The 22,049-nt window shown below is 59.5% G+C and carries 22 protein-coding genes; 9 read left to right on the top strand and 13 right to left on the bottom strand.

Annotated elements, in window-relative coordinates:
• Nucleotides 1–25: 25 nt before the first annotated feature.
• Nucleotides 26–2,461, top strand: a complete 2,436-nt coding sequence (locus tag ID864_RS12970; RefSeq protein ID WP_048916645.1) for a DUF3772 domain-containing protein — start codon at nt 26–28, stop codon at nt 2,459–2,461.
• 82 nt (nt 2,462–2,543) lie between these two features.
• Here the strand turns inward: ID864_RS12970 and dld are convergent, their stop codons facing one another.
• The gene (dld, locus tag ID864_RS12965) at nt 2,544–4,268 is read right to left on the bottom strand and encodes a D-lactate dehydrogenase (protein WP_191149932.1); all 1,725 of its coding nucleotides are present in this window, start codon (nt 4,266–4,268) and stop codon (nt 2,544–2,546) included.
• Between the two features lie 189 nt (nt 4,269–4,457).
• Between dld and bglX the strand changes: the two genes are divergently transcribed.
• From bglX to idi, 6 genes are all read left to right on the top strand, one after another.
• A complete protein-coding gene (bglX, locus tag ID864_RS12960) occupies nt 4,458–6,755 on the top strand; it encodes a beta-glucosidase BglX (RefSeq protein ID WP_191149931.1) in 2,298 nt (765 codons plus the stop codon).
• A 73-nt stretch (nt 6,756–6,828) separates the two neighbouring features.
• Nucleotides 6,829–7,701 (top strand): oxygenase MpaB family protein, encoded by an 873-nt coding sequence (locus ID864_RS12955; RefSeq protein WP_048916642.1) that lies wholly within the window; start codon nt 6,829–6,831, stop codon nt 7,699–7,701.
• 19 nt (nt 7,702–7,720) lie between these two features.
• Complete coding sequence (locus ID864_RS12950; protein ID WP_048916641.1) at nt 7,721–8,134, top strand: lysozyme inhibitor LprI family protein; 414 nt, start codon at nt 7,721–7,723, stop codon at nt 8,132–8,134.
• A gap of 238 nt (nt 8,135–8,372) precedes the next feature.
• Nucleotides 8,373–9,482, top strand: a complete 1,110-nt coding sequence (locus ID864_RS12945; protein ID WP_099753723.1) for a suppressor of fused domain protein — start codon at nt 8,373–8,375, stop codon at nt 9,480–9,482.
• 111 nt (nt 9,483–9,593) lie between these two features.
• Nucleotides 9,594–11,492, top strand: a complete 1,899-nt coding sequence (locus ID864_RS12940; protein ID WP_048916639.1) for a methyl-accepting chemotaxis protein — start codon at nt 9,594–9,596, stop codon at nt 11,490–11,492.
• Between the two features lie 129 nt (nt 11,493–11,621).
• Nucleotides 11,622–12,155, top strand: a complete 534-nt coding sequence (idi, locus tag ID864_RS12935) for an isopentenyl-diphosphate Delta-isomerase (RefSeq protein WP_048916638.1) — start codon at nt 11,622–11,624, stop codon at nt 12,153–12,155.
• Nucleotides 12,156–12,163: 8 nt separating this feature from the next.
• Here the strand turns inward: idi and ID864_RS12930 are convergent, their stop codons facing one another.
• From ID864_RS12930 to ID864_RS12875, 12 genes are all read right to left on the bottom strand, one after another.
• Nucleotides 12,164–12,823, bottom strand: a complete 660-nt coding sequence (locus ID864_RS12930) for an RES family NAD+ phosphorylase (protein WP_048916637.1) — start codon at nt 12,821–12,823, stop codon at nt 12,164–12,166.
• A complete protein-coding gene (locus ID864_RS12925; protein ID WP_053110437.1) occupies nt 12,816–13,547 on the bottom strand; it encodes a hypothetical protein in 732 nt (243 codons plus the stop codon). Before ID864_RS12925 ends, ID864_RS12930 begins: the two co-directional genes overlap by 8 nt.
• A gap of 284 nt (nt 13,548–13,831) precedes the next feature.
• Nucleotides 13,832–13,936, bottom strand: a complete 105-nt coding sequence (locus ID864_RS12920) for a protein YohO (protein WP_048916636.1) — start codon at nt 13,934–13,936, stop codon at nt 13,832–13,834.
• Between the two features lie 74 nt (nt 13,937–14,010).
• Nucleotides 14,011–14,544, bottom strand: a complete 534-nt coding sequence (locus tag ID864_RS12915) for a DUF3833 domain-containing protein (protein ID WP_048916635.1) — start codon at nt 14,542–14,544, stop codon at nt 14,011–14,013.
• 2 nt (nt 14,545–14,546) lie between these two features.
• Nucleotides 14,547–15,056, bottom strand: a complete 510-nt coding sequence (locus ID864_RS12910; protein ID WP_191149930.1) for a hypothetical protein — start codon at nt 15,054–15,056, stop codon at nt 14,547–14,549.
• A gap of 95 nt (nt 15,057–15,151) precedes the next feature.
• Nucleotides 15,152–15,661 carry a DUF2878 domain-containing protein gene (locus tag ID864_RS12905; protein WP_191149929.1) on the bottom strand — a complete coding sequence of 170 codons (510 nt, stop codon included), beginning with the start codon at nt 15,659–15,661 and terminating at the stop codon, nt 15,152–15,154.
• Nucleotides 15,658–16,887, bottom strand: coding sequence for an SAM-dependent methyltransferase (locus ID864_RS12900; RefSeq protein WP_191150002.1), 1,230 nt, complete (start codon nt 16,885–16,887; stop codon nt 15,658–15,660). The genes ID864_RS12905 and ID864_RS12900 overlap by 4 nt, the downstream gene beginning before the upstream one ends.
• Before the next feature lie 3 nt (nt 16,888–16,890).
• Entirely contained in the window at nt 16,891–17,604 is a 714-nt protein-coding gene (locus tag ID864_RS12895) for a DUF1365 domain-containing protein (RefSeq protein WP_048916632.1), read from the bottom strand.
• On the bottom strand, nt 17,601–18,866 hold the full coding sequence (locus ID864_RS12890) for an NAD(P)/FAD-dependent oxidoreductase (protein WP_191149928.1): 1,266 nt from the start codon (nt 18,864–18,866) through the stop codon (nt 17,601–17,603). The genes ID864_RS12895 and ID864_RS12890 overlap by 4 nt, the downstream gene beginning before the upstream one ends.
• A 3-nt stretch (nt 18,867–18,869) precedes the next feature.
• On the bottom strand, nt 18,870–19,586 hold the full coding sequence (locus ID864_RS12885; protein WP_048916630.1) for an SDR family NAD(P)-dependent oxidoreductase: 717 nt from the start codon (nt 19,584–19,586) through the stop codon (nt 18,870–18,872).
• On the bottom strand, nt 19,583–20,014 hold the full coding sequence (locus ID864_RS12880) for a nuclear transport factor 2 family protein (RefSeq protein ID WP_048916629.1): 432 nt from the start codon (nt 20,012–20,014) through the stop codon (nt 19,583–19,585). The genes ID864_RS12885 and ID864_RS12880 overlap by 4 nt, the downstream gene beginning before the upstream one ends.
• Nucleotides 20,015–20,025: 11 nt before the next feature.
• Complete coding sequence (locus tag ID864_RS12875; protein ID WP_048916628.1) at nt 20,026–20,757, bottom strand: MerR family transcriptional regulator; 732 nt, start codon at nt 20,755–20,757, stop codon at nt 20,026–20,028.
• A 149-nt stretch (nt 20,758–20,906) separates the two neighbouring features.
• On the opposite strand from ID864_RS12875, the gene ID864_RS12870 reads away from it, so the two are divergent.
• On the top strand, nt 20,907–21,470 hold the full coding sequence (locus ID864_RS12870) for a helix-turn-helix domain-containing protein (RefSeq protein ID WP_099753715.1): 564 nt from the start codon (nt 20,907–20,909) through the stop codon (nt 21,468–21,470).
• Nucleotides 21,467–21,985, top strand: coding sequence for a GNAT family N-acetyltransferase (locus ID864_RS12865; protein ID WP_048916626.1), 519 nt, complete (start codon nt 21,467–21,469; stop codon nt 21,983–21,985). The genes ID864_RS12870 and ID864_RS12865 overlap by 4 nt, the downstream gene beginning before the upstream one ends.
• Nucleotides 21,986–22,049: the final 64 nt, after the last annotated feature.

The following is a 22,049-nucleotide window of genomic DNA, read 5'->3' as shown; positions in this document are numbered from 1 at the left end:
TACTTCAGTATCAGGAACCTTTTTCATGTCTGGCTTGTTAACTTTTCTTCGCATCTGTCTGCTGGCGCTGGTCGCACTCTCCCCGCAGCTGGTGCTGGCTGCCGATAATAGCGATTCGCAGCAAACTGAGGATGCCGCACCGAAGGTCAATGCGGCCGTCGAACTGCCAAAAATGCAGAAAGTGCTGGATAAAATCAAGCAGCAGGTTTCAGGCGAGACTAACGACAGCAAGCTCAGCGCGCTAAATGATATGGCGCTGGAGCTGTCCGGCGATGCCGATACTCTGGTACAGAGCATTACCCCGCAGCGTGCGCAGCTGCAGGCGCAGCTGGCGGTGCTTGGCCCGGCCCCCAAGGCCGACAGCGGGGTGAAAGAGACCGCTGAAGTGACCAGCAAGCGTACCAAGCTGGAAAACCAGAAAAGCAAAATGGACGACCAGATCAAGCAGGCCGAAGCGATTAAAAGCGGCTCGATTAATCTGTCGGCACAGATTGTTAACCTGCGACGCGACGCGCTGAAAACCCAGCTGGCGCTCAACGCAGGCAGCATCTTTGGCCCGCGCTTCTGGGCACCGCTGTTCAATACCCAAAGCGATGACAGCAGCAAGATCGGTGATTTTGTCGATGAGCTGACGTCAACCGCCGCGCTCTCATGGGAACCTGGCTGGCGTTTAGGCACGCTTGCCTGGCTACTGGCTGCCGTGCTGGTCGCCACGCTGGGCCGCCGTTACCTGGAAGAGTTCCTCGCCTGGGTCGGCATCCATCATCTGCCGGAAGGGCGCCTGCGCCGCAGCTTCCTTGCGGCCGCCACCGCGATGACCACGCTGGCTGCCGTGGTGCTGGCGTTTAACTTCCTCGACCAGGCGTTTACCCGTCACGATGAAGTGATCGATGACGTGCGCGATTTCGCCGATAAGCTGGTGGGCCTGAGTATTTCCTGCGGGCTGATTGCCGGGCTGGGGCGCGCTTTCCTCTCCACGCGCCGCCCGTCCTGGCGCCTGCCCAATATCTCCAATGAAGTGGCAATGGCGTTAAAACCTTTCCCGCCGCTCACTGCCGCGCTGGTGTTTATCTTCCAGACGGTGGAAACGTTTAACAGCAGCGCCAACACCAGCGTTGGCACGACGATTTTTGCTAACGGCATGACCGCGCTGCTGATTGGCGCGACCGCGCTGTCGATCAGCATGCGCACTAACCGCGTGCGCCGCCGGATGATCCAGCAAGGGCAGCAGCCGGAGGTGAAGTCGACGCTGGTGGGCTTGATCCAGATGGCGCTGACGCTGACTGGCGTGGCGATTATGATTGCGCTGACGATCGGCTATATCACCATGGCGCGCTTCCTGAGCTACGAGCTGATCTGGATGGGGCTGGTATTTGGCACCTTCTATATCTTCAGCCAGCTGGTAGCCGACGGCTGTGAAAGCCTGTTTTCGACCAACAATGCCACCGGTAAGCGTATCCAGACCTCGCTGAATATTGACGAGCGCCACCTGGGGCAGATTGCCGCGGTGCTGGGCGCTATCGGCAAAACCCTGCTGGTGCTGGCCGCTGCGATGGCGCTGCTCAACGGCACTTTCGGTAGCTCAACGCCGATTGAGCTGGTGCAGAAAGCCATTGAGTTTTGGGGCGGTAAAGGGCTGGAGTCGCTGAATATCGTGCCGGCGCATATGGTGAATGCGCTGATCTGCCTGGTGGTCGGTATCTGGGTACTGCGCTCGGTGAAGCGCTGGCTGGAGCACGACTTCCTGCCGAAAACCACCATGGATACCGGCATGCGCGTCTCGCTGATCACGCTGTTCAGCAACATCGGCTTTGTGCTGGTGATCCTGTTGACGCTGTCGATTATGGGCCTGCAGTGGAACAAACTGGCGTGGATCGTCAGCGCCCTGTCGGTAGGTATCGGTTTTGGTTTACAGGAGATAGTGAAGAACTTTATCTCTGGCCTGATCCTGCTGACCGAGCGCCCGGTGAAGGTCGGCGATCTGGTGAGCATCAGCGGTATCGAAGGCGATATTCGCCGGATTAACGTGCGCGCCACTGAGATCCAGCTCAGCGATAAATCGACGGTGATTGTGCCAAACTCCCAGCTGATCTCACAGAATGTGCGTAACGCCACCATGGGCAACGCGCAGGGCGTAGCGACCATTACGCTGACCTTCCCGCTGGATATCGACCCGCAGCAGGTACGCCAGCTGCTGCTGGATGTGTATAACGAAAACGAGCGCATTCTCGAGAACCCGGAGCCGTCGGTGTCGTTCAAAGACCTGACCACCAGCGGCATTGTGCTGTCGGTAACCGGTAACGTGGCCAGCCCGCGCCAGGTGAGCGGGGCGAAAAGCGATCTGCTGTTCGATATCCTTACCCGCCTGCGTAAAGAGGGGGTGGTGCTCTCCACGCCGCAAACCATGATCATTGAACGCAAGAATGGTCAGATGGTATTGCAGGAACCGAAAGAAGAATAACCCGGCCCTGATAATGCGTACGGGACGACCCTTTTTTCCGGTCGTCCCGCTCAGTTCGGCAGAGGGTTGTGATTGTGGACTGTTATGGTTTATCGCATCCGCACTCACCCCAGTGTTTCGCACGCGTGGTTTTGCCAATCCCCGGATTAAAACTGTTGGTCGGGTCGAGCTGCTGGTAAAACGCCTTCAGCTGCGGCTTGGCCTTGTACAGATGGCCAACATTGTGCTCGGCCGGGTACTCCGCGCCGCGCGCAGCCAGAATCTCCAGCATCTTCTCTTTTAGCGCGTGCACATCCACGCCTTTCTTCACGATATAGTCCTGATGGAACACGTGGCACAGGAAGTGGCCGTAGTAGAGGCGATGCGTCAGCGCCGCATCAAACTCCGGCGGCAACCGCTCGAACCAGTCGCGGTCGTTGCGGCGCAGGGCGATATCCAGCGCCAGGATATCCTCCACCTCGGTATGGTGCACCGCGTGATAGCGCACCGCCGCACCCGCTGCCGCAAAGCGATGCAGGAACGCGTGCGCCCCCTCTTTGCCCGCACATTCGAAATATTCGCCTTCGGCCTGCTGGAAGAACGTTTGCAGATAGGCGCGCGCTTCCGCCACGCCCTCACCGGACATTTTCAGCATCAGGTGATGTTCAAAACGGTCGCGATACTGCTTCATGCGCGCGGGCAGATGCGAAGGCAGCAGCGCGGCCAGTTTCTGCAACAGGCGGTCGCTGAAGTGCGGCTTCAGCCACGGGATACGCGCCAGCAGCGCATCGGCACGCCCTTTCAGGGTGAAGAACAGCGGCATTTTGTCGGTACCGAGCTTGTCGATCATCACAAAGGTATCTTTGCCGTAGGTCTCGGCGATATCGAAAATATCGCGATGCATATATTCGCCCGCCACCGGCAGGTTACTGAAGTTAGCGAGCATATGGCGACGCAGCTGGTCAAGCACCGCCGTGTCGTTGGTGCCGATATAAAACACCTGCTGGGCGCTTTCACTGGCAAAGGTGTCAAGGCGGACGGCAAACAGCGCCAGCTTTCCGGCGCAGCCGCTGGCTTCGAACAGGCGGCGTGCGTCGGCGTTAAAGCGGGAGGGGGTATCGGCATCAACATCGCGCACCCGCTCGGCGTAATCGTGGTCGGAGGCGTGGCGCTCATCGTGCTGCACGTCAGCGGGCTGCCAGCTTTCATCATCCAGCTTGCTGAGGATCTGCTCCGGCGAGCTGCCAAGTGCGATCCCCAGATGGTTAACCAGCTGCAGTTTGCCCTCGGCGGTGATCTGCGCATACAGCGCCATCTCGCTGTAGGCCGGGCCGCGCTTCACCAGCGAGCCGCCAGAGTTATTGCATATCCCGCCCAGCACCGAGGCACCGATACAGGATGAACCGATCACCGAATGCGGTTCACGCCCCAGCGGCTTCAGCACTTTCTCCAGCTGATACAGCGTGCTGCCCGGGAAGGCCAGCACCTGCTTACCGCCGTCCAGCAGCTGAATTTTGTCCATGCGCAGGGTGCTGATAATCACGATATCGCGCGGATAATCATTGCCGTTCGGCGTGGAGCCTTCCGTCAGGCCGGTATTGGCCGCCTGCATCAGAATAATCACATCAGCGGCAACGCAGGCTTGCAGAATACGCCACTGCTCCAGCAGAGTGCCTGGAAACACCACGGCGAGGGCATCGCCTTCACCCGATCGGAAACCCTTACGGTAGCGTTCGGTTTTTTCCGGTTCGGTGAGCAGATGGTTGCGGCCAACGATACGGCCCAGTTCAGCAATCAGTTTTTGTGCGGCGGGTTGAGATGTGTGCATGTCATGTCCTTGTCAGTATCACCGCTTTACTGTAGCACTCGTGAGCGAGCAATAAAGCCCGGGAGGCGAGCGCTGTGATTCATCACCTGAAAACTAGCTGCTATTCTCAAGGTATGACACACTGCACCCACTTGTTACCTCTGGGTAAAAAAAATCAAACAACCTAGTCACTTGAGAGAAAATCATCTGATGAAATGGATTTGTTCTGTCAGCCTTGCCGTCACTCTGTCTATACAGCCCGCTTTTGCCGAAGAGCTTATCGGCCCGCATCAACTGACCCCGCAGGCGCGCGACGCTTTCGTCAGCGGGCTGCTGAAAAAAATGACGCTGGATGAGAAGATTGGCCAGCTCAGGCTGATCACCGTCGGCCCGGATAACCCGAAAGAAGCGATCCGCGACATGATCCAGCACGGTCAGGTCGGGGCGATTTTCAACACGGTGACGCGTCCCGATATCCGTGCGATGCAGGACCAGGTGATGCAGCTCAGCCGCCTGAAGATCCCGCTGTTCTTTGCCTATGATGTGATCCACGGTCAGCGTACCCAGTTCCCGATCCCGCTGGCACTGGCCTCCAGCTGGGACACCGATGCGGTGGCGCAGGTTGGGCGCATTGCGGCCTATGAAGCCGCCGATGATGGCCTCAACATGACCTGGGCGCCGATGGTTGATGTCACCCGTGAACCGCGCTGGGGCAGGGGGTCGGAAGGCTTTGGTGAGGATACTTACCTGGCGTCCGTGATGGGCCGCACCATGGTTAAGGCGATGCAGGGCAAAAGCCCGGCTGACCGCTACTCGGTGATGACCAGCGTCAAGCACTTTGCCGCCTACGGCGCGGTGGAAGGCGGGCGGGAATACAACACGGTGGATATGAGCCCGCAGCGCCTGTTCCAGGACTATCTGCCGCCGTACAAAGCGGCGCTGGATGCAGGCAGCGGCGGGGTGATGGTGGCCCTGAACTCGCTGAACGGCGTACCGGCCAGCGCCGACAGCTGGCTGCTGAAGGATGTGCTGCGCGATGACTGGGGCTTCAAGGGGATTACCATCAGCGACCACGGTGCGATCAAAGAGCTGATTCAGCACGGGGTGGCGCGTGACCCGCAGGACGCGGTGCGTATCGCGCTGCAGTCCGGCATTGATATGAGCATGAGCGATGAGTACTACAGCAAATATCTGCCGGGCCTGGTGAAAAGCGGCGCGGTGAGCGAGCAGGAGATTGATAACGCTGCACGTCACGTGCTCAATGTGAAATATGATATGGGCCTGTTTAATGACCCGTACAGCCACCTCGGGCCGGTGGGGAGTGACCCGGCGGATACCAATGCCGAAAGCCGCCTGCACCGCGCTGAAGCACGCGATGTTGCGCGCAAGAGTATGGTGCTGCTGAAAAACCGTCTGGAGACGCTGCCGCTGAAAAAATCCGGCACCGTGGCGCTGATTGGCCCGCTGGCCGACAGCCAGATTGATATTATGGGCAGCTGGTCCGCCGCGGGCGTCGCGAAGCAGTCCGTGACGCTGCTGCAGGGGATGAAAAATGCCACCGCCGGCAAGGCCACGCTGCTGTATGCCAAAGGGGCAAACGTTACCGACGATAAAGGCATTCAGGACTTCCTGAATCTGTATGAGAAGGCCGTCACCATCGATACGCGCACGCCGCAGCAGATGCTGGACGAAGCCGTTGCCACCGCGAAAAAAGCTGATGTGGTGGTGCTGGCGGTTGGTGAAGCGCGCGGCATGGCGCACGAAGCCTCCAGCCGGACGGACCTGACGTTGTCCCACAGCCAGCTGCAGCTGATTGATGCGGTGAAAGCCACGGGTAAACCGATCGTGATGGTGCTGATGAATGCCCGCGCGCTGGCGCTGACCCACCAGCTTGAGCAGTCGGATGCGATGCTGGAAAGCTGGTACCCTGGCACCGAAGGCGGTAATGCGATTGCCGACGTGCTGTTCGGTGACTACAACCCGTCGGGCAAGCTGCCGATGTCCTTCCCGCGTTCCGTCGGCCAGATCCCGATTTATTACAACCACCTGAATACCGGCCGCCCGTATAACTATGAGAAGCCGAACAAATACACCTCTCACTATTTCGACGAGGCGAACGGCCCGCTGTTCCCGTTCGGCTATGGGCTGAGCTACACCACGTTCACGCTGTCGCCGGTGAAATTGTCGTCCGCAACGATGGCGCGTAACGGCACGGTCAATGCCAGCGTGACGGTCACGAATAGCGGTAAGGTCGACGGCGCCACGGTGGTGCAGCTCTACCTGCGCGACGAAGTGGCGAGCATCAGCCGCCCGGTGAAGGAGCTGAAGGGCTTCCAGCGCATTATGCTGAAGGCTGGAGAATCACAAACCGTGACCTTCCCGATTGACGTCAGCGCGCTGACCTTCTGGAATGCCAGAATGCAGCAGGTGGCCGAGCCGGGTAAATTCAGCGTGATGATCGGGCTGGATTCAGCGCGCACCGTCGATGCGGAATTTGATTACCTGTAACGAGGGGCGGGCATACCTGAACGACGGGGCGGGCATGCCCGCCCCCTACGCGCCCGGTTTGAGGAATAGCATCATGGTCACTATGCGCGATAAAATTCAGCAGCAGGTCTTCCGCTTAAACGGCCTGTCGCTGAATGAATTTGACCTGTCAAAGCCGATGGGGGACCCCGGCCTTTACGGGCCGGACAGCGTGATCTGGCGCGTGCACGGTGACTTTACCTCCATGCTGTGCGGCGGCATCTGCGCGCTGCTGCTGCAGATGCTGCATCCGCTGCCGCTGGCGGGCGTCTGGGATCACTCCACCTTTCGCGAAGATATGATGGGGCGGCTGCGGCGTACCAGCCAGTTTATCGCCGTCACCACCTTCGGCAACACCGCCGATGCTCATATCCTCATTGAGCGCGTTAAGCGCATTCACCTGAAGGTCAGTGGCGTCGACGCGCACGGTCAACCCTATGAGGCCAGCGATCCGCAGCTACTCACCTGGGTTCACGTTGCGGAGACCAGCAGTTTCCTCGCCGCGCACCTGCGCTATAAAAATCCGCAGCTCAGCCTGGGCGAGCAGGATCGTTACTACGCCGAGGCCGCAGTGGTTGCCGAAGCGCTCGGTGCGCAAAACGTGCCCAAGAGCGTGGCGGCCGTCGAAGGATATCTGCAGGCGATGCGTCCGCAGCTGCGCTGCGATGAACGCACGCGGGAAGTGCTCTCCCTGCTGATGAACGCCCCGGCCCCAAGCTGGCAGGCGCGCCCGGCAATGAAAGCGATAATGACCGCGGGCATTGAGCTGCTGCCCGACTGGGCTTTACAAGACTTTGGCCTGCATTTTTCCCCGATAAAGCGCCGGATTATTCACGGGCGTATTCATACTCTTGCCGCGCTGCTGCGCTGGGCTATTCAACGCGGCGCCTGGCAGCGTGCCATGGCGCGCGTCGGGCGTGAGTATTAATCATCATAAGGATATCATCATGAAAAAAATCGTTACCGTGTCGCTGTTGCTGCTGAGCGGAAGTGCCAGCGCCGCAGGCATCCTGCGTCAGGATCTGGATACTCAGCTGGAAAACTGTCAGCAGCAGGCGGTCAGCACCCTGGCCAATCTGCAATGCTATGACGCGGCGAATAAAGCCTGGGATGCCGAGCTGAACAAGCAGTATAAGCTGCTGCTGGCCGGGCAGTCAGCGGCGGCACAGAGCGCGCTGAAAGCCTCGCAGCGTGCCTGGGTTAGCTATCGCGATAGCTACTTTGAGGGGATGAATAAGTATTATCAGCAGCAGCAGGGGACTATCTGGGGCCTGGTGGCGTCGGAGTCAAAGCTGAACGTGGTTAAAGAGAAGGCGCGCGATCTGTATCGCCTGCGCAATAGCACCCATATGGAAGGGTAAGCGTTCAACCCGGGTCAGGCATGCCTGACCCCTACGCTTATGTTGCCCGGCATGCCTGACCCCAACGCACATCGGGTCCCGTAGGGGCGAGGCACGCCTCGCCCCTATTGTTATATGCCACCCTCGCAGCCATTTTGAGACTTTTACCCTTGCCTCCGGCGGCCTTCAGGCGCCATCCTCTCTTAATATCCTGGCCTATGCTTCAGGAATGGATCCCGCCACACACCGTCGAGGCGTTATGACACAGCCCTACCCGATTGCTGAAGTCACCAATCAGCAACAGACGCTGATCGCGATAGTCGAACAGGATGCGCGCACAGCCTATTTCTATATCTGGCCGGCCGAAGGCTTCCGCACCCAGTTTGCCGTGCGCGGCTGCTGGCTGCGCAACCTGCTGCCTGCACCCATGCAGGAAGATGTCGAAGCGATGCAGCAGGGCACGCCGCCGCTGCTCAGCGCCGAATATTGCCGTACGCTGGAAGCCGAACCGATGCTGGATCCGGCCGGATTGCAGATTGTCTGGGAACCGACGGATGACGGTGCTGCCGTCTGGTATCAGGGCCAGCTGCTGGCCGTGATCCCCGGCTGGAGCCTCTATCAGGATAAGCAGGTCAGTTACTCCGCCAGCTGCATCAAAGCCAACCGCCTTACCGCGCCGCTCGGATCCGCATCCACCAATGAGTACTACGCCGCCGCGCAGCAGCACCGACAGTTCTGGCGCGACTGGCACGACGGCCAGCTGTGGGAGCCGATCCAGCAGGAGATGCTGCAGTGCTATGAAGCGCAGTATGGCGAGTCGCTGAAGTATTACTCCATCGATCAGGGTAACTGGCCGCCGATGGCGATCTCGCAGCACTACCACGAGGGCTGCTGGTATTTCCTGACCCTGGGCATGAGCATTCGCCCGATGCCGTGGGTCGATTTTCTCTATGAAGATCTGGCGCCGCAGTATCGGCGCGCCGAGCTGGCGCTGGCGATCGATGCACAAGTGATGACCGAAGAGAATGCGGTGCAGATGGCCAGCGCGCTAGCCGGATTCGCACATGTGCCCTGGGCACGCCTCAGCTGGCTGGGCGAGGGGCACACTCTGGAGTCGTCGGTGGCACCGATGGGCTTTGAGGGCTTTATTCTCTCCAGCGCGCTCGGGCGCGAAAGCGGACAGTTCCCCCTGCCGAAGCGCGAGGGTGAGAAGGTGAATCTGCTGTGGGCGGCCCCGGTCACCACGCTGGAGCGCGAGTTTGCCCAGGCGGAAGAAGATGGCGGACTGCAGCTGGTCGCACGTCTGCTGCAGTACGGCAGCGGCCATATTTTCCGCGCCCGCCAGCAGGTGGTTGAAGCCGGCGAGTGATCCCCGCTGCGCTGTTTGTTAAATTTGTGAAGCCTGTCACTCAAGTAATTCATTAACACGCCGTTAACACGATCAGGCAATTGTGCCTTTTTCGTGTTGAGTGGTGTGCTCATGTTTAAAACAACCCAGGCCAGATTTACCCTGCTGATCGTCAGCTTCTTTGTGTTACTGCTGCTGATCACCGTGGTGGTGATCAAACTGTTTGTAGCGCCTCAACTCGCGACCAATGAGAGTCGTCTGGTGCGCTACGAGGTAGAAACTATCGGTGCCAGTATCACGGAAATGATGAATCGCGTGCAGGCACAGCAGCGCAGTATTACCGAGTCCGTTGCCGTGCTCGACAGCAACAATATTGATGCCGTGCTCCCCGCGCTGGTGAATCAGTATCAGGACGTCGACGTGTTTGGCGGCGGCGTCTGGCCGCTGGCGCGTCAGCGCGATCCCGCGCGCGACAAATTCAGCAGTTTCTTCGCCCGCGACAGCAGCAACAAGCTGCAGGTCAACACCTACTGGAACTCCGCCGAGGCGCCTAATTACTACGAGCAGTCGTGGTACAAGGATGGCATGGCAGCGGCAAAGGGCCAGTGCGCCTGGGCTAAAGCCTATCAGGATGCCGCCAGCCCGCAGCCGCGCACTAACTGCGCCATGGCGATTTATCGCGACGGCAACGCGTGGGGCGTCGCGACTATCGACGTGACGCTGGGCTTCTTTAACCATCTGGCGAAGCAGATGGGTGAAGCCATTCACGGTACCACGCTGATTGTTGAAGCGGACGGCAAAGTGGTGGGGGATGCCAGCCTGGTCGACGGCGCGCCAAAACTGCGCAATCTGTCGGAACTGAACACGCCGATGGCGAGCGCACTCAGCCAGATGCTGGGCAAAGTCAGCGGCACTGAGCCGCAGCAGAGCAGCTATGATGGTGAAGACGGCAGCCATACGCTGCTGGTGCAGCAGATCGGCGGCAGCCCGTGGTTCCTCGCCAGTGATGTGCCGAGCGCGCTGTTAGCGCAGCAGACCAGCTCGATTCTCACCCGTCTCGGCCTGGTCCAGATCCCGCTGGCTGTTGTACTGCTGCTGGTGCTGCTCGGCTTTATTCGCGCCATGATGAAGCGCCTTAGCGGGCTTAACGACAATATTCTGGCACTCTCCACCGGCGGTGCCGACCTTACCCAGCGCCTGCCAGCTAGCTCCAGCCCGGAATTCAACGCGGTGGCGCAGAGCTTCAACCAGTTTATCGCCAGTCTGCAGGGGCTGATGCGCCAGGTCGGTGACAGCGCGCTGGCGATTACCACCGCTTCGCGTGAGATCGCCAGCGGCAACCTCGATCTCTCCGCCCGCACCGAAGAGCAGTCCAGTTCGATTGTGGAAACGGCGGCGTCAATGGAGGAGTTGACCGGTACCGTGCGTCAGAATGCCGATAACGCCACGCATGCCAACCAGCTGGCGGCGGATGCATCGCAGGTGGCGGAACGCGGCGCGCAGGTGGTGCAGAGAGTGGTGTCGACGATGGGGGAAATTAACGTCTCGTCGCGCAAAGTGGTGGATATTATCAGCGTCATCGACAGTATTGCCTTCCAGACCAACATTCTGGCGCTCAACGCCGCGGTGGAAGCCGCACGTGCGGGCGAGCAGGGGCGCGGTTTTGCGGTGGTCGCTTCAGAGGTGCGTAATCTGGCACAGCGCTCGGCGAACTCGGCGCGTGAGATTAAAAAGCTGATTGAGGAGTCGGTGGCGAATATCGACGAGGGCAGTCTGCTGGTGCAGCAGGCGGGCACTACGATGGACGAACTGATGAGCGGCGTCAGCAGCGTCAATACGCTGATGGCCGAGATTATGTCGGCCAGCCGCGAGCAGAGTATGGGTATCGATCAGATCAACACAGCCATCACCCAGCTCGACAGCACCACCCAGCAGAATGCCGCGCTGGTGGAGCAGGTCTCCGCCGCTGCGCAGGCGATGGAAGAGCAGAGCGTACAGCTGGAGCGCGTCGTCAGCAGCTTCAAACTGTAATTAAAGCCGCATCCGGCGCAGCCAGCGCCGGATACGCTTCTGCCGTTATTGTCACACACCGCACGATTTTATGCAGATCAATGTCCACTTCTTATGCCAGAATAGTGGCATTCGTCTTAAGGAGTCGGCATGTCTGCAATTGAAGTTATCCTCGTCGATCGCCACGATCGCCCCACGGGTAAAATGGAAAAAATGGAAGTACACGAAAAAGGCTTACTGCATCGGGCGGTCACCGTTTACGTGTTCAATTCCCGCCATCAGCTGCTGTTGCAGCAGCGCGCCAGCGGTAAATATCACTGTGGCGGGCTGTGGAGCAACACCACCTGCGGGCATCCTTACCCCCAGGAATCGACTCAGCATGCCGCTGAACGCCGACTGTATGAAGAGATGGGCTTGCGCCTGACGCTGCAACCGATGTTCGAACTGAGCTATAACCTGCCGCTCAGCAACGGGCTGACCGAGCACGAGTACGGCCACGTCTATTTCACCATCAGCGATGCTGTCCCGGTGGTTAACCCGGAAGAAGCCGACGGCTGGCGCTACAGTTCGCTGGCGGATATTCAGCGTGAAATTGACAGCCACCCGGAACGCTTCACCCCCTGGTTCCTGTTCACTTTTGCCCGCATCCCGCAGGAATTTGCCCGTTTTGTCGGGCAGCAGTAAGACGCGCGTTACTCTTCAAGATAGAGCCCCATTCTCTCCGCCAGCGCCAGCAACTCCTCCACTACCGGGCGCTCAGTAATCTTCTGCGTTTTACTTTCGCTGAGCAGCATAGTGCCGTCGATACGGTCACCAAACAGCAGCCATGCGTTACCCTGATGCTGGCGCGAGGGCCACATCATTCCCTGAATACGCGGATACTGCTGATGGATTGCCTCAGCCCACTGGCGGGTAATCCCATATTCGCTGGCGTCGGAATGGATGAGTTTTTTCCCGGCGCGCATCTTTACCAGCGAGGGCAGGTCGAGGCTGGCAAGCTGTAACGCGGCAGCCGTGGTCAGGCGCGTATGGCGAAAGGCATCCAGCGCCGCAACAGGGTAACTCAGACAGGGCGAAGTCAGGTCGAGGTCGTGGAAGACCACTTCGCACAGCGCGACGCGAGGACTTTCCCCGGCATATAACGTGGGGATCACCGTTCCGTCAGGGGTAAAAATGGGGCTGAAGCGGGCATTGCCGCTGACCGTGTTGTTAAAGCTGCTGCCGGAATAGCGCTGGCGGTGCACGCGACACAGCGTTGTGCCCGCCGGCAGGCTGAACGTATTGATTGCCACGGGGTGAGAAGGCGGGGCGAAACGTGAAACTCCCTTTTCGGACTGGCTCTCCTTAGCCATGCTGCGCCCCCTCTTTTGCCTGCCGTGCGGCGGCAATCACCGCCTGCGGATCGCTGCTCAGCAGATCTTTCGGCCGGCGACCGCCCAGCCAGCTATTGCTGCCGGCAAACCAGGCGGCCAGTGACCAGGGCGTGCGCGAGCCGTCAAAAATAGCCAGCACCTGTTTCACCGCCGGCAGCGGCTGCCAGGCTTCATCAAAAGCATAATCCGGGTAGCGGTCCTGACCTTCAACGCTGACGGCAAAGGTTCTGCCACGGCGTTTCCAGGCGTTGGGGCCGGCGCTGCGGTTGGCGTTAGTGAAATGTGCTTTGTCTGACAGTTCGCTGGAGCTGAGCCACTGCCCGTCCGCCAGAATGAATGCGCGCAGGTCCTCTTTGCGCTGCTCATTATTGATTCGATACTGTTCGAAACCGCTAAAGATACTGTCACTGTTTTTTGCCGTCGGCGTGGTTTTAGCCCCGGCACGTGATGGCATTAGCAGGTTCTGGGCGATTTCAAAAAAGGCCAATGCCAGCGAAGGATCGAGGCGGGGATTGCTAACCAGCTTTTCCAGCTTTTTACGCAGCGCATCGCGGGTCCCGCTTTTGGACGGCACAGCATCTTTCAGCTGATCAACATTGATCACCAGATATTCAGCGCTCTCTTCAGCTACCATGCTGCGCAGCTGCTGCCCGCTGAACAGGCTAACCGTTTCTATTTGTGCTGCACTGTTTTTGGCTGACATCGATCACCCCGTCTGGATAGATTGCATATATTGAATATATCGCATATCCAACGGAGTGTCTAAACTTTCGCCAGCTTAGCAATTATTCAGGCGAAGTCTTCGGCATCGATATCTCTAACGCGTCGTGCGCCGAAGAAGTGATTTCAGTCATGATGTTGAGTTTTATGTTCGGGAGTAAACTCAGAGCATAACGGCCCGACTGGCAGAGAGAAATTCCAGCTGGTTATGTGTTACAACGAAATGATCAAAGCCGGGCGGCCGGGGATTACCGCCAGTGTTTGCGCTCAGGAACGAACGATGAAGGTGTATCCAGCCAGCATCACGCCGCCGACGCCGCCAACGGCCATCAGCAGAAAAATAAACACCACACCAATTTTTTGCCAGTTCATAGCGAAGCCTGTTTTCTTAAGGGAGGGCGAAGTATAGCGCCTTCGCCCAGCGGAATTAAGCTGAAAGCGGCATTTTATTGCCCGCTGGCCGCCTGCTTAGAGAAAAACAGCGTGACGCGCGCTACTTCGACGCCAAACTTTTTCATCGAGGTGACGTTCATCAGGTGCTGCGCATCCTGCTGGTAAATCCAGTCGTCAAAGTTCAGTTTGTAGCTGCTGTCGTCGGTTTTCACCGTCATGGTATAGCGCCAGTTAAAGGCGTTGCCACGGGAGTGCCCCTGCGCGGTGCCGATAATATCCCCGGCGGTACCGACATAGCTGCCGTCGCTCAGGCGGCGGATATGCCAGACGCGCTGCTGCTTCTCGCCGTCGTCATAGACGAAGTGTTCATTCAGGGTCAGGGTATCGCCGACCACCTGGCCGTTAATGGTCACTTCAAAGCGGCGGATCTGTTTGCCGCTGTAGTCCTGTACCATCCCCCAGGCGCGGGAGTCGCCGTTGAACCAGCTGAAGATATCGATTTTCGGCTGGGCTTGCTGATAGTCCTCAATTTTGGCACCGCAGCCTGCAATCAGCAGGCTCAGCGTCAGCAGCAGGAATTTCCACATGGTTAACCTCCGGTCAGTTTCCGACGAATATCGGGATAGGTGGTGTTCGGCGCGAGCCAGATACCCAGGAAAGCATCACGGAACTCACGATTAAAATATGGGCCGATGGGTTTCATGGCGCCCTGCATCCCGGCGGGCTGCCAGTAAAACTGGCCGCCGTCGACATCGGCAGTAAAGGCCAGCCGCGTACCGTCGCTGACGTCCGGCCAGATGGCACCAAGCTGCTGCAGCCACTGCTGTTGCTGGCTGCTGCTGCCGGTTTTCTGCGCCTGCCACTGCTCCAGCGTGGCGTCCAGCAACGCCTGGCGGGTGATGTCGCGGCGGTAAACGATCACCAGGGAGACGGGCCACTGCTGCGGCTGCCAGCGCCCGTTCGGCGTCAGCAGCTGTGAGTCGTAGACGGTGAACGGCCCCCAGGTCAGCGTGGCCTGGCCGACCGTACGCCAGCTCAGCCAGTCAGCGGCCTGGACAAGGGGGGAGAGCAACAGCAGGAGCAGCAGTAATTTTTTCATCAGTCGCGTCCTGAAGCAGTTGTGACCTGTTTTATCGGGCTGACCGGAACAGAGGGTCAGCCCCTACAAAAAATCATCACTGTGGCAGGGGCCGATCATCTTTTCCGCTCGGCCCGCGGCTGGCACTCGCTCGAGCCGAGACAGGCAGACACCAGCGGCAGATAGATCGCCCAACCCACCGCCAGCACGCCAAACACCAGGAGCGCAGGCTGATGCAGCTGCATCGCGCCCAGCCGTTCCCCGACGAAATAAGCAAACGGGCCGCCCAGCGCCCCCACCAGCGCCAATAGCGGGGCACGTAAAGCAAAGCGCTGCTGTAGCAGCCACCACCAGCAGGCGAACACCAGCCACAGCGCCAGCATCCAGGGCGGGAAAAACGCAATGCCGCTAAAGCTGAACAGCCCGCTCCACAGCCACAGGCTGTCGAGGGCAACGCCACCCGCGGCCACCAGCAGCAGCCGGACTTTTACCTCGCGCGGGCAGAGTAGCCACGCCAGCAGCGCCACCGCCGATAATGCCAGCCAGATGCGCTCGCGCAGCGCGACCGCCAGCCCCCAGTAGAGATCAAAGCCCAGGGTCAACAGCCAGAAGCGCCAGCGGCTCATGCGCGCTGCAGCGTCAGCTGGACGGTGCCAATGGTGTTGGAGCGGAAGCCCGCTTCGCAGTAGCAGAGGTAATAGAGCCACATGCGGCGGAAGCGCTCGTCGAAGCGGCCCTGCGCCAGCTGCGGCCAGGCGTTGTCAAAGCGCCGCCGCCAGTGTTGCAGGGTCTGCGCGTAGTCATGGCCAAGCTCAAACTGGTCGAGCACGCTGAAATCACTGACGGCCTGCAGGGTCTTCTGCAGCAGGCTGACCGAAGGCAGGAAGCCGCCGGGGAAGATGTAGCGCTGAATAAAATCGACGCCGCGCGCGTAGCTGGCAAAGCGCTCCTCGCTGATGGTGATGGCCTGAATCGCCAGGCGTCCGCCCGGTTTCAGCAGCTGCTGGCAACGTTCGATAAACAGCGGAATATAGGCTTTACCGACCGCTTCGATCATCTCAATGGAGACGATTTTGTCGTACTGCCCGGTCAGGTTACGGTAATCCTCGCACAGCACCGTAACGCGGTCGCTTAGCCCGGCGGCGGCGATACGCTGGCAGCTGTATTCATACTGCTCCTGCGAGATGGTGGTGGTCGTGACGCGGCAGCCGTATTCGCGCGCGGCATATTCGGCCATTGCCCCCCAGCCGGTGCCAATCTCCAGCAGGTGATCGTGCGGGCTAAGTGCCAGCTTGACGCACAGCCGCTTCATTTTGGCCTGCTGTGCCTGCTCCAGCGACATCTCCGGCTGCGGGAACAGTGCGCTGGAGTAGAGCATCTCTTCGTCAAGGAAGCTGGTATAAAAGTCGTTGCCGAGGTCATAGTGCGCGGCGATATTGCGTTTCGCCTGACGCACATTGTTGCGGCGCAGGGCATGCACCAGCTGATTGAGCGGGGCGCTTATCCAGCTGAGGCGGGACTCCAGCTTATCGACGACGCGGCTGTTGTTCGCCAGCGTCAGGATCACCGCCGTCAGGTCCGGGGTCTCCCAGTCGCCGTCCATAAAGGATTCCGCCGCCGCGATACTGCCGCCGAACAGCACCCGGCGGTAAGCACGGCAATGATGCACCACCACTTCCGCCTGCAGCGCTGCCTGCTCGTCGCCGAAGAACTGGCTGCCCAGATAGGGATCGTGCAGCGTCAGCCCGGCACCCTCAATGTGCTGCAGCAGGGAGAAGACCACCCGGCGCGAAGCACAAAAACGTTTACCCGTTTTGCTGCGGGTGGTCAGGCTGATATCGCTGCCAGTCATCACTTATTTCTCCAGCTTGCTGTGGTCATAAACAGGCGCACCTTTGCGCCAAAGTTTCCACGCCTGCCAGTAAATCGCCAGCGCGGTTCTCACGGTCATCATCGGGAAGCGCCAGAGGAAATGGCGCAGGGTTTGCCGGGTAAGCGGCTGGCGGCGCAGATGCAGGGTGGCATCAAACTCACGGCCTTCGCGGTGATTTTCAATATGCACCAGCAGCGATTTACCCGGCGGGGACAGCCGCCAGTGGTAGATCATCTCCAGCGGATTAAACGGCGAGACGTGAAACACTTTTTCCGTGGTTTCGCTGCCGTCCGGTTTCACTGCATAGGTGTGTCGCTCATTCCACGGCGTGTTGCGCACTTCGGCCAGCATCCAGCGCAGGGTGTCGGCGTCATCGTACAGATAGTAAAAATTGACCGGGTTAAACGAGCAGCCGAAGTAGCGCAGCTGGGTCAGCAGCATCACCCGCCCGGAAAGCTGCTCGCCGGTGAGCTGGGCAATACGCGCCTGTGCCCGCTGCTTGATATCGCCACCGCCGAGGTAGTCGTCGCTGCTGAAGCTGGCGGCGCGCAGGCGGCTGTGGCCAATGCCGACATTTTTCAGCAGCGGCAGCTCGTCGAGGTCAATCAACGGCATAAAGATCCGGTAGCTGAACTGGTGGTCGACCGGCGTAAAACGGCGGTGGCGCACGTGGCCGCTGTACAGCACGCTGTTCACAGCAGCTCCCCCTGTTCCATCGCCGCGATCACGTCGAGCGCGCTGCGGATGCCATCTTCATGGAAACCGTTATAGCTCCACGCGCCGCAGAACCAGCTGCGGTTGCTGCCATTGAGCAGCAGGCGCTGCTGCTGGGCGTGCAGGCAGTCGGGGCCAAACTGCGGATGATGGTACTCAAAACGGCGCAGCACTTTGGCCGGATCGATGGGCTGTGTGGGGTTCAGGCTGACGCAGAAAGTGTGCGGCGCTTTGATCCCCTGCAGGATATTCATGTTGTAGGTGACGCTGGCGCCCAGCAGCTCGTCTCCCGCCTGAGTGTCTTCCAGCCGGTAGTTCCAGCTGGCCCAGGCGGCGCGCGCTTTCGGTAACATACTGATATCGGTATGCAGCACCACTTCATTGGCGCGATAGGGGATGCCCGCCAGCATCGCCGCTTCGGCCCCGGAGGCATCGCCCAGCAATTGCAGCGCCTGATCGCTGTGACAGGCAAATATCACCTGGTCATAGCGCTCGCTGCCGCGTGCGCTTTCCAGCGTGACGCCGGCCTCATCGCGCAGGACGCGGGTCACCGGGGTGTTAATATAGACAGCGATCTTCTCGCCCATCAGCTGCATCAGGCGGCGAATGTACTCGCGCGACCCGCCGGGGATGACGAACCACTGCGGGCGCTGCGCCAGATCGAGCAGGCCGTGGTGGTTAAAGAAGTGCAGAAACTGCGCCAGCGGCATGCGGCGCATCTCCGCCAGCGAGGTTGACCAGATAGCCGCGCCCATCGGCAAAATATAGTGCTGAGCAAAGAAGGCGCTGAAGCCGTGCAGACGGAGAAAATCATCCAGCGTCCCCTGATCCTGCTGGTGCTCCAGCCACTGCTTGCCGCAGCGGTTAAAGCGCACAATCTCAGCGAGGAAGCGGTAAAACGAGGGTTTTAGCAGATTGCTGCGCTGGGCAAACAGGCTGGTCAGCGAGTGGCCGTTATACTCCAGCCCGCTGCGCTGATTGCGCACTGAAAAGCTCATCTCCGTTGGCTGACTCTCCAGCCCGAGCTCGGCCAGCAGCGCCAGAAAGCGCGGATAGGTGCGGTCGTTATAGACAATAAACCCGGTATCAATCGCCCAGCGTTTACCGGCCAGCTCGACATCCACCGTGGCGGTATGACCGCCAAGCGTTGGGCCAGCCTCGTACAGATGGACCTCAGCGCGCGCGGCAAGTTTCCACGCACAGCTAAGACCCGAAATACCACTACCGATAATTGCAACCCGCACGGGCTACCTCGCTATTCGCTGCGTGAGCAGGCGCTGAAGGGCAATGGGCAGGCGGGATGTGACCCGCAGAATAAAGGCAAACAGGCGGGGGAAAGCGATTTCCGCTTTGCCCTTCTCCAGACCGTGGCGAATAAAGCGCGAGGCCTGGACCACGTCGACAATCATCGGCATGGCGAAATCATTGCGCCGCGTCAGCGGGGTATCAACAAAGCCGGGCAGCACCAGGCTGATACCGACCTGCTGGCGCGAGACGTCCTGTGCCAGGCTGCGGGCGAAATAGGCCAGCGCGGCTTTCGATGCGCCGTAGGCTTCGGCCCGGGGCAGTGGCACCAGGCTGGCGGTGGAACCCACCAGCGCCACGCGGCTACCGGGCTGCATTTGCGGCAGCAGGCTGTCGAGGCAGTTAATCGGGCCGCTAAAGTTAGTCTGCATCACGCGGTGGACTTTTTCCGCTTCCACCAGCCCATGATCAAGGTATTCACAGGTGCCGGCGCACAGGATAGCGAGATCAACTAGCCTGTTGCTGAGGGCTGAACGCGTCTGCGCCAGATCGGTAATATCGAATTCGCACAGTTCAATTTGTGGATGCTGAACCTGCAGCGCTTCCAGCCGTTCGCGGTTGCGGCCACAGGCGGTGACGTGCCAGCCAGCGGCGGCATAATCCTGCGCCAGCTGCTGGCCAATGCCCGAACTGGCACCGGTAATCAGAACGCGTTTCATGGCTGTAGCCTCTTTTTGATCCGGTTGACCACTGAGCCCAGCAGCGGCAGTTTCTCATACAGCATTGCGCCCATGTCGTAGTAGTCGCGCTGGAAAACGATCTTATCCGCGCGAAAGCGCAGATAGCTGCTGCCCTCCAGGCTCTGCTCCGCGCCGCGTTGTAGCGCCGGGTGGGCATACTCCATACGCCATAGCAGCAGGGCATCATTGTCGAACTCGCGCACCAGCGTGACGATAAAGCGGCAGTAGCGCATATTTTTTAGCAGTTCGGCAAAGTAACGTTCAACCACCGCCAGCCCCTGATGTTCACCCACCGGATCGCACAGGCGAATATCGTGATGGTAAATTTGTGGCAGCTGCGCAAGACGGCTGCTGTCCAGCGTTTCATAAAATTCTACCAGCTGGTTCAGTGTCGCCTGTTGCGTCATGCCGTGCCCCTTCAATTACCGTGTGAGGTGATGGAGAATCCCTGTTCCTGCCAGTGAGCCAGCTGCTCCTGCTGGCGTTTGGTCAATGCTTTACCGGTGTAAACAAAGATATGCTGGCCGGGAAAGAGCTCAGGTCGCGGGGACTCCAGCGGTTCCGCCAGCACGTCAATACGCCAGCCCTGCTGCGCCAGGCGCCATGCTTCCATCCACAGCCGCGTGCGGTCGGTAATGCCCCAGCCTACCAGCAGGGCATCTTTACCTGCCTTCTTGCGCGAACCGGCTAAACAGAAGCAGATATAATCAATTAAAGCACCATCCAGCAAACTGCACATAGCGCGAGCCGTATTTTGATCCAGCCCCAGTCGTTGACGGATAGGAACAAAAACATGATCGATAAGCGATTCGGCCGGATTTTCCTTGCCAATACTGGCAATTTTGACGCGTAGTTTGGACGGACGCACCATGCGCAGCACGACCATCAGTTCTTCCTGAAGGGTAAACCACCCATCATCAACATTAACGTTTTCGCCTTCCAGCAAGGCCTTAACTTTGCCGACCGGCACGCCGCTCTCTATCCAGCGCTTGATCTCCTCAATGCGCTCAATGTCTTCTTCGTCGAACTGGCGGTGGCCACCCTCTGTGCGCTGTGGCTTGAGCAGGCCATAACGACGCTGCCAGGCACGCAGCGTGACCGGGTTAATACCGCAGCGTTCGGCGACATCACCGATGCTGTACAGAGTCATGCATTACCTCTTACTGACTACATTCCTGACACCAACGTAACCAATTACGTCAGGTTGTACAATTTATTTATAGTTGTACAACTTGAAACTGTCAGGTTTTCCGGTTAAATCTCATATATGAGATTAATTCCCTAATATGAGAAGATAAAGTGAAACAGACTCCAACGGAACAGCGGCTTGCTCAGCGTCTGGCCGATCTGCGTGATGAAAAGGGCTGGTCGCTGGAGGTGTTGTCAGATCTTACCGGGATTAGCCGCGCTTCGCTATCGCGTATCGAGCGTGCTGAGAGCAGCCCCACGGCGGCACTGCTCAATCGCCTGTGCAGTGCCTATGGATTAACCATGTCTCGCCTGCTCAGCGAAGTGGAACAGGGCGGGGTACAGCTTTTGCGTCCTGAACAGCAGAGCCTGTGGCGCGATGCGGAGAGCGGCTACCAGCGCCGCAGCGTCTCGCCTCCGGCGCAGGCGTTTCACGCAGAGCTGGTGGAGGCGCACCTCGAAGCCGGGGCGCGCATCGACTATGACATCCCGCCGGTGGCGGGACTGGAGCAGCATATCTGGATGCTGGATGGCGTGCTGGAACTGCGCATGAACGATCGGCAGTGGCGGCTGGAGAAGGGCGACTGCCTGCGCTTCCACCTATTTGGTCAAACCTCTTTTCACGCGCCGGAAGCCAGCGGCGCGCACTATGCCCTGGTGGTGGCCCGCTCATGAATGAACTCGAATATCAGTGGTTAGACGCACAGCAGGCTCATTCTGAGCAGGAGGCACTGTGCCGGGTGCTGGACGGCTGCGTGGCGCAAGGTGCCAGCGTCGGCTTTGTCAATCGCGATCCGGCAGTGCTCAGCCGATTCTGGCAGGACGTGGTGCTGAGCCTGGCGTGCGGCGATAAACAGCTGCTGGTGGCGCGCCTGCAGGGGCGGATTGTAGCCACGGTGATGGTGGTGCTGGCGATGCCGCCTAACGGCGCGCACCGGGCGGAAATCGTCAAGCTGCTGGTGCATCCTGAAGCGCGGCGGCGCGGCATTGCCCGGGCGCTGATGCAGCAGGCAGAGGAGCGTGCGCGTGCCGCCGGGCGCAGCCTGCTGGTGCTGGACACCCGCAGTGGCGACGTTGCGGAACCGCTGTATGCCTCCCGCGGCTGGCAGGTCGCCGGGCAGATCCCGGACTATGCGCAGTCGGTAGCGGGGGAGAGGGAAGCCACAACGGTGATGTACAAGCGGGTCTGAAACGCCAGGCAAACTGCGAGCCGTCTCGGGAGAATAGTCATTGCAGGCTGACGCCACGGCAATA

The sequence above is a fragment of the Erwinia aphidicola genome (assembly GCF_014773485.1).
Lineage (GTDB): Bacteria > Pseudomonadota > Gammaproteobacteria > Enterobacterales > Enterobacteriaceae > Erwinia > Erwinia aphidicola.
Note: the sequence above shows the minus strand (reverse complement) of the source record. Positions and strands in the feature narration are given on the sequence as shown.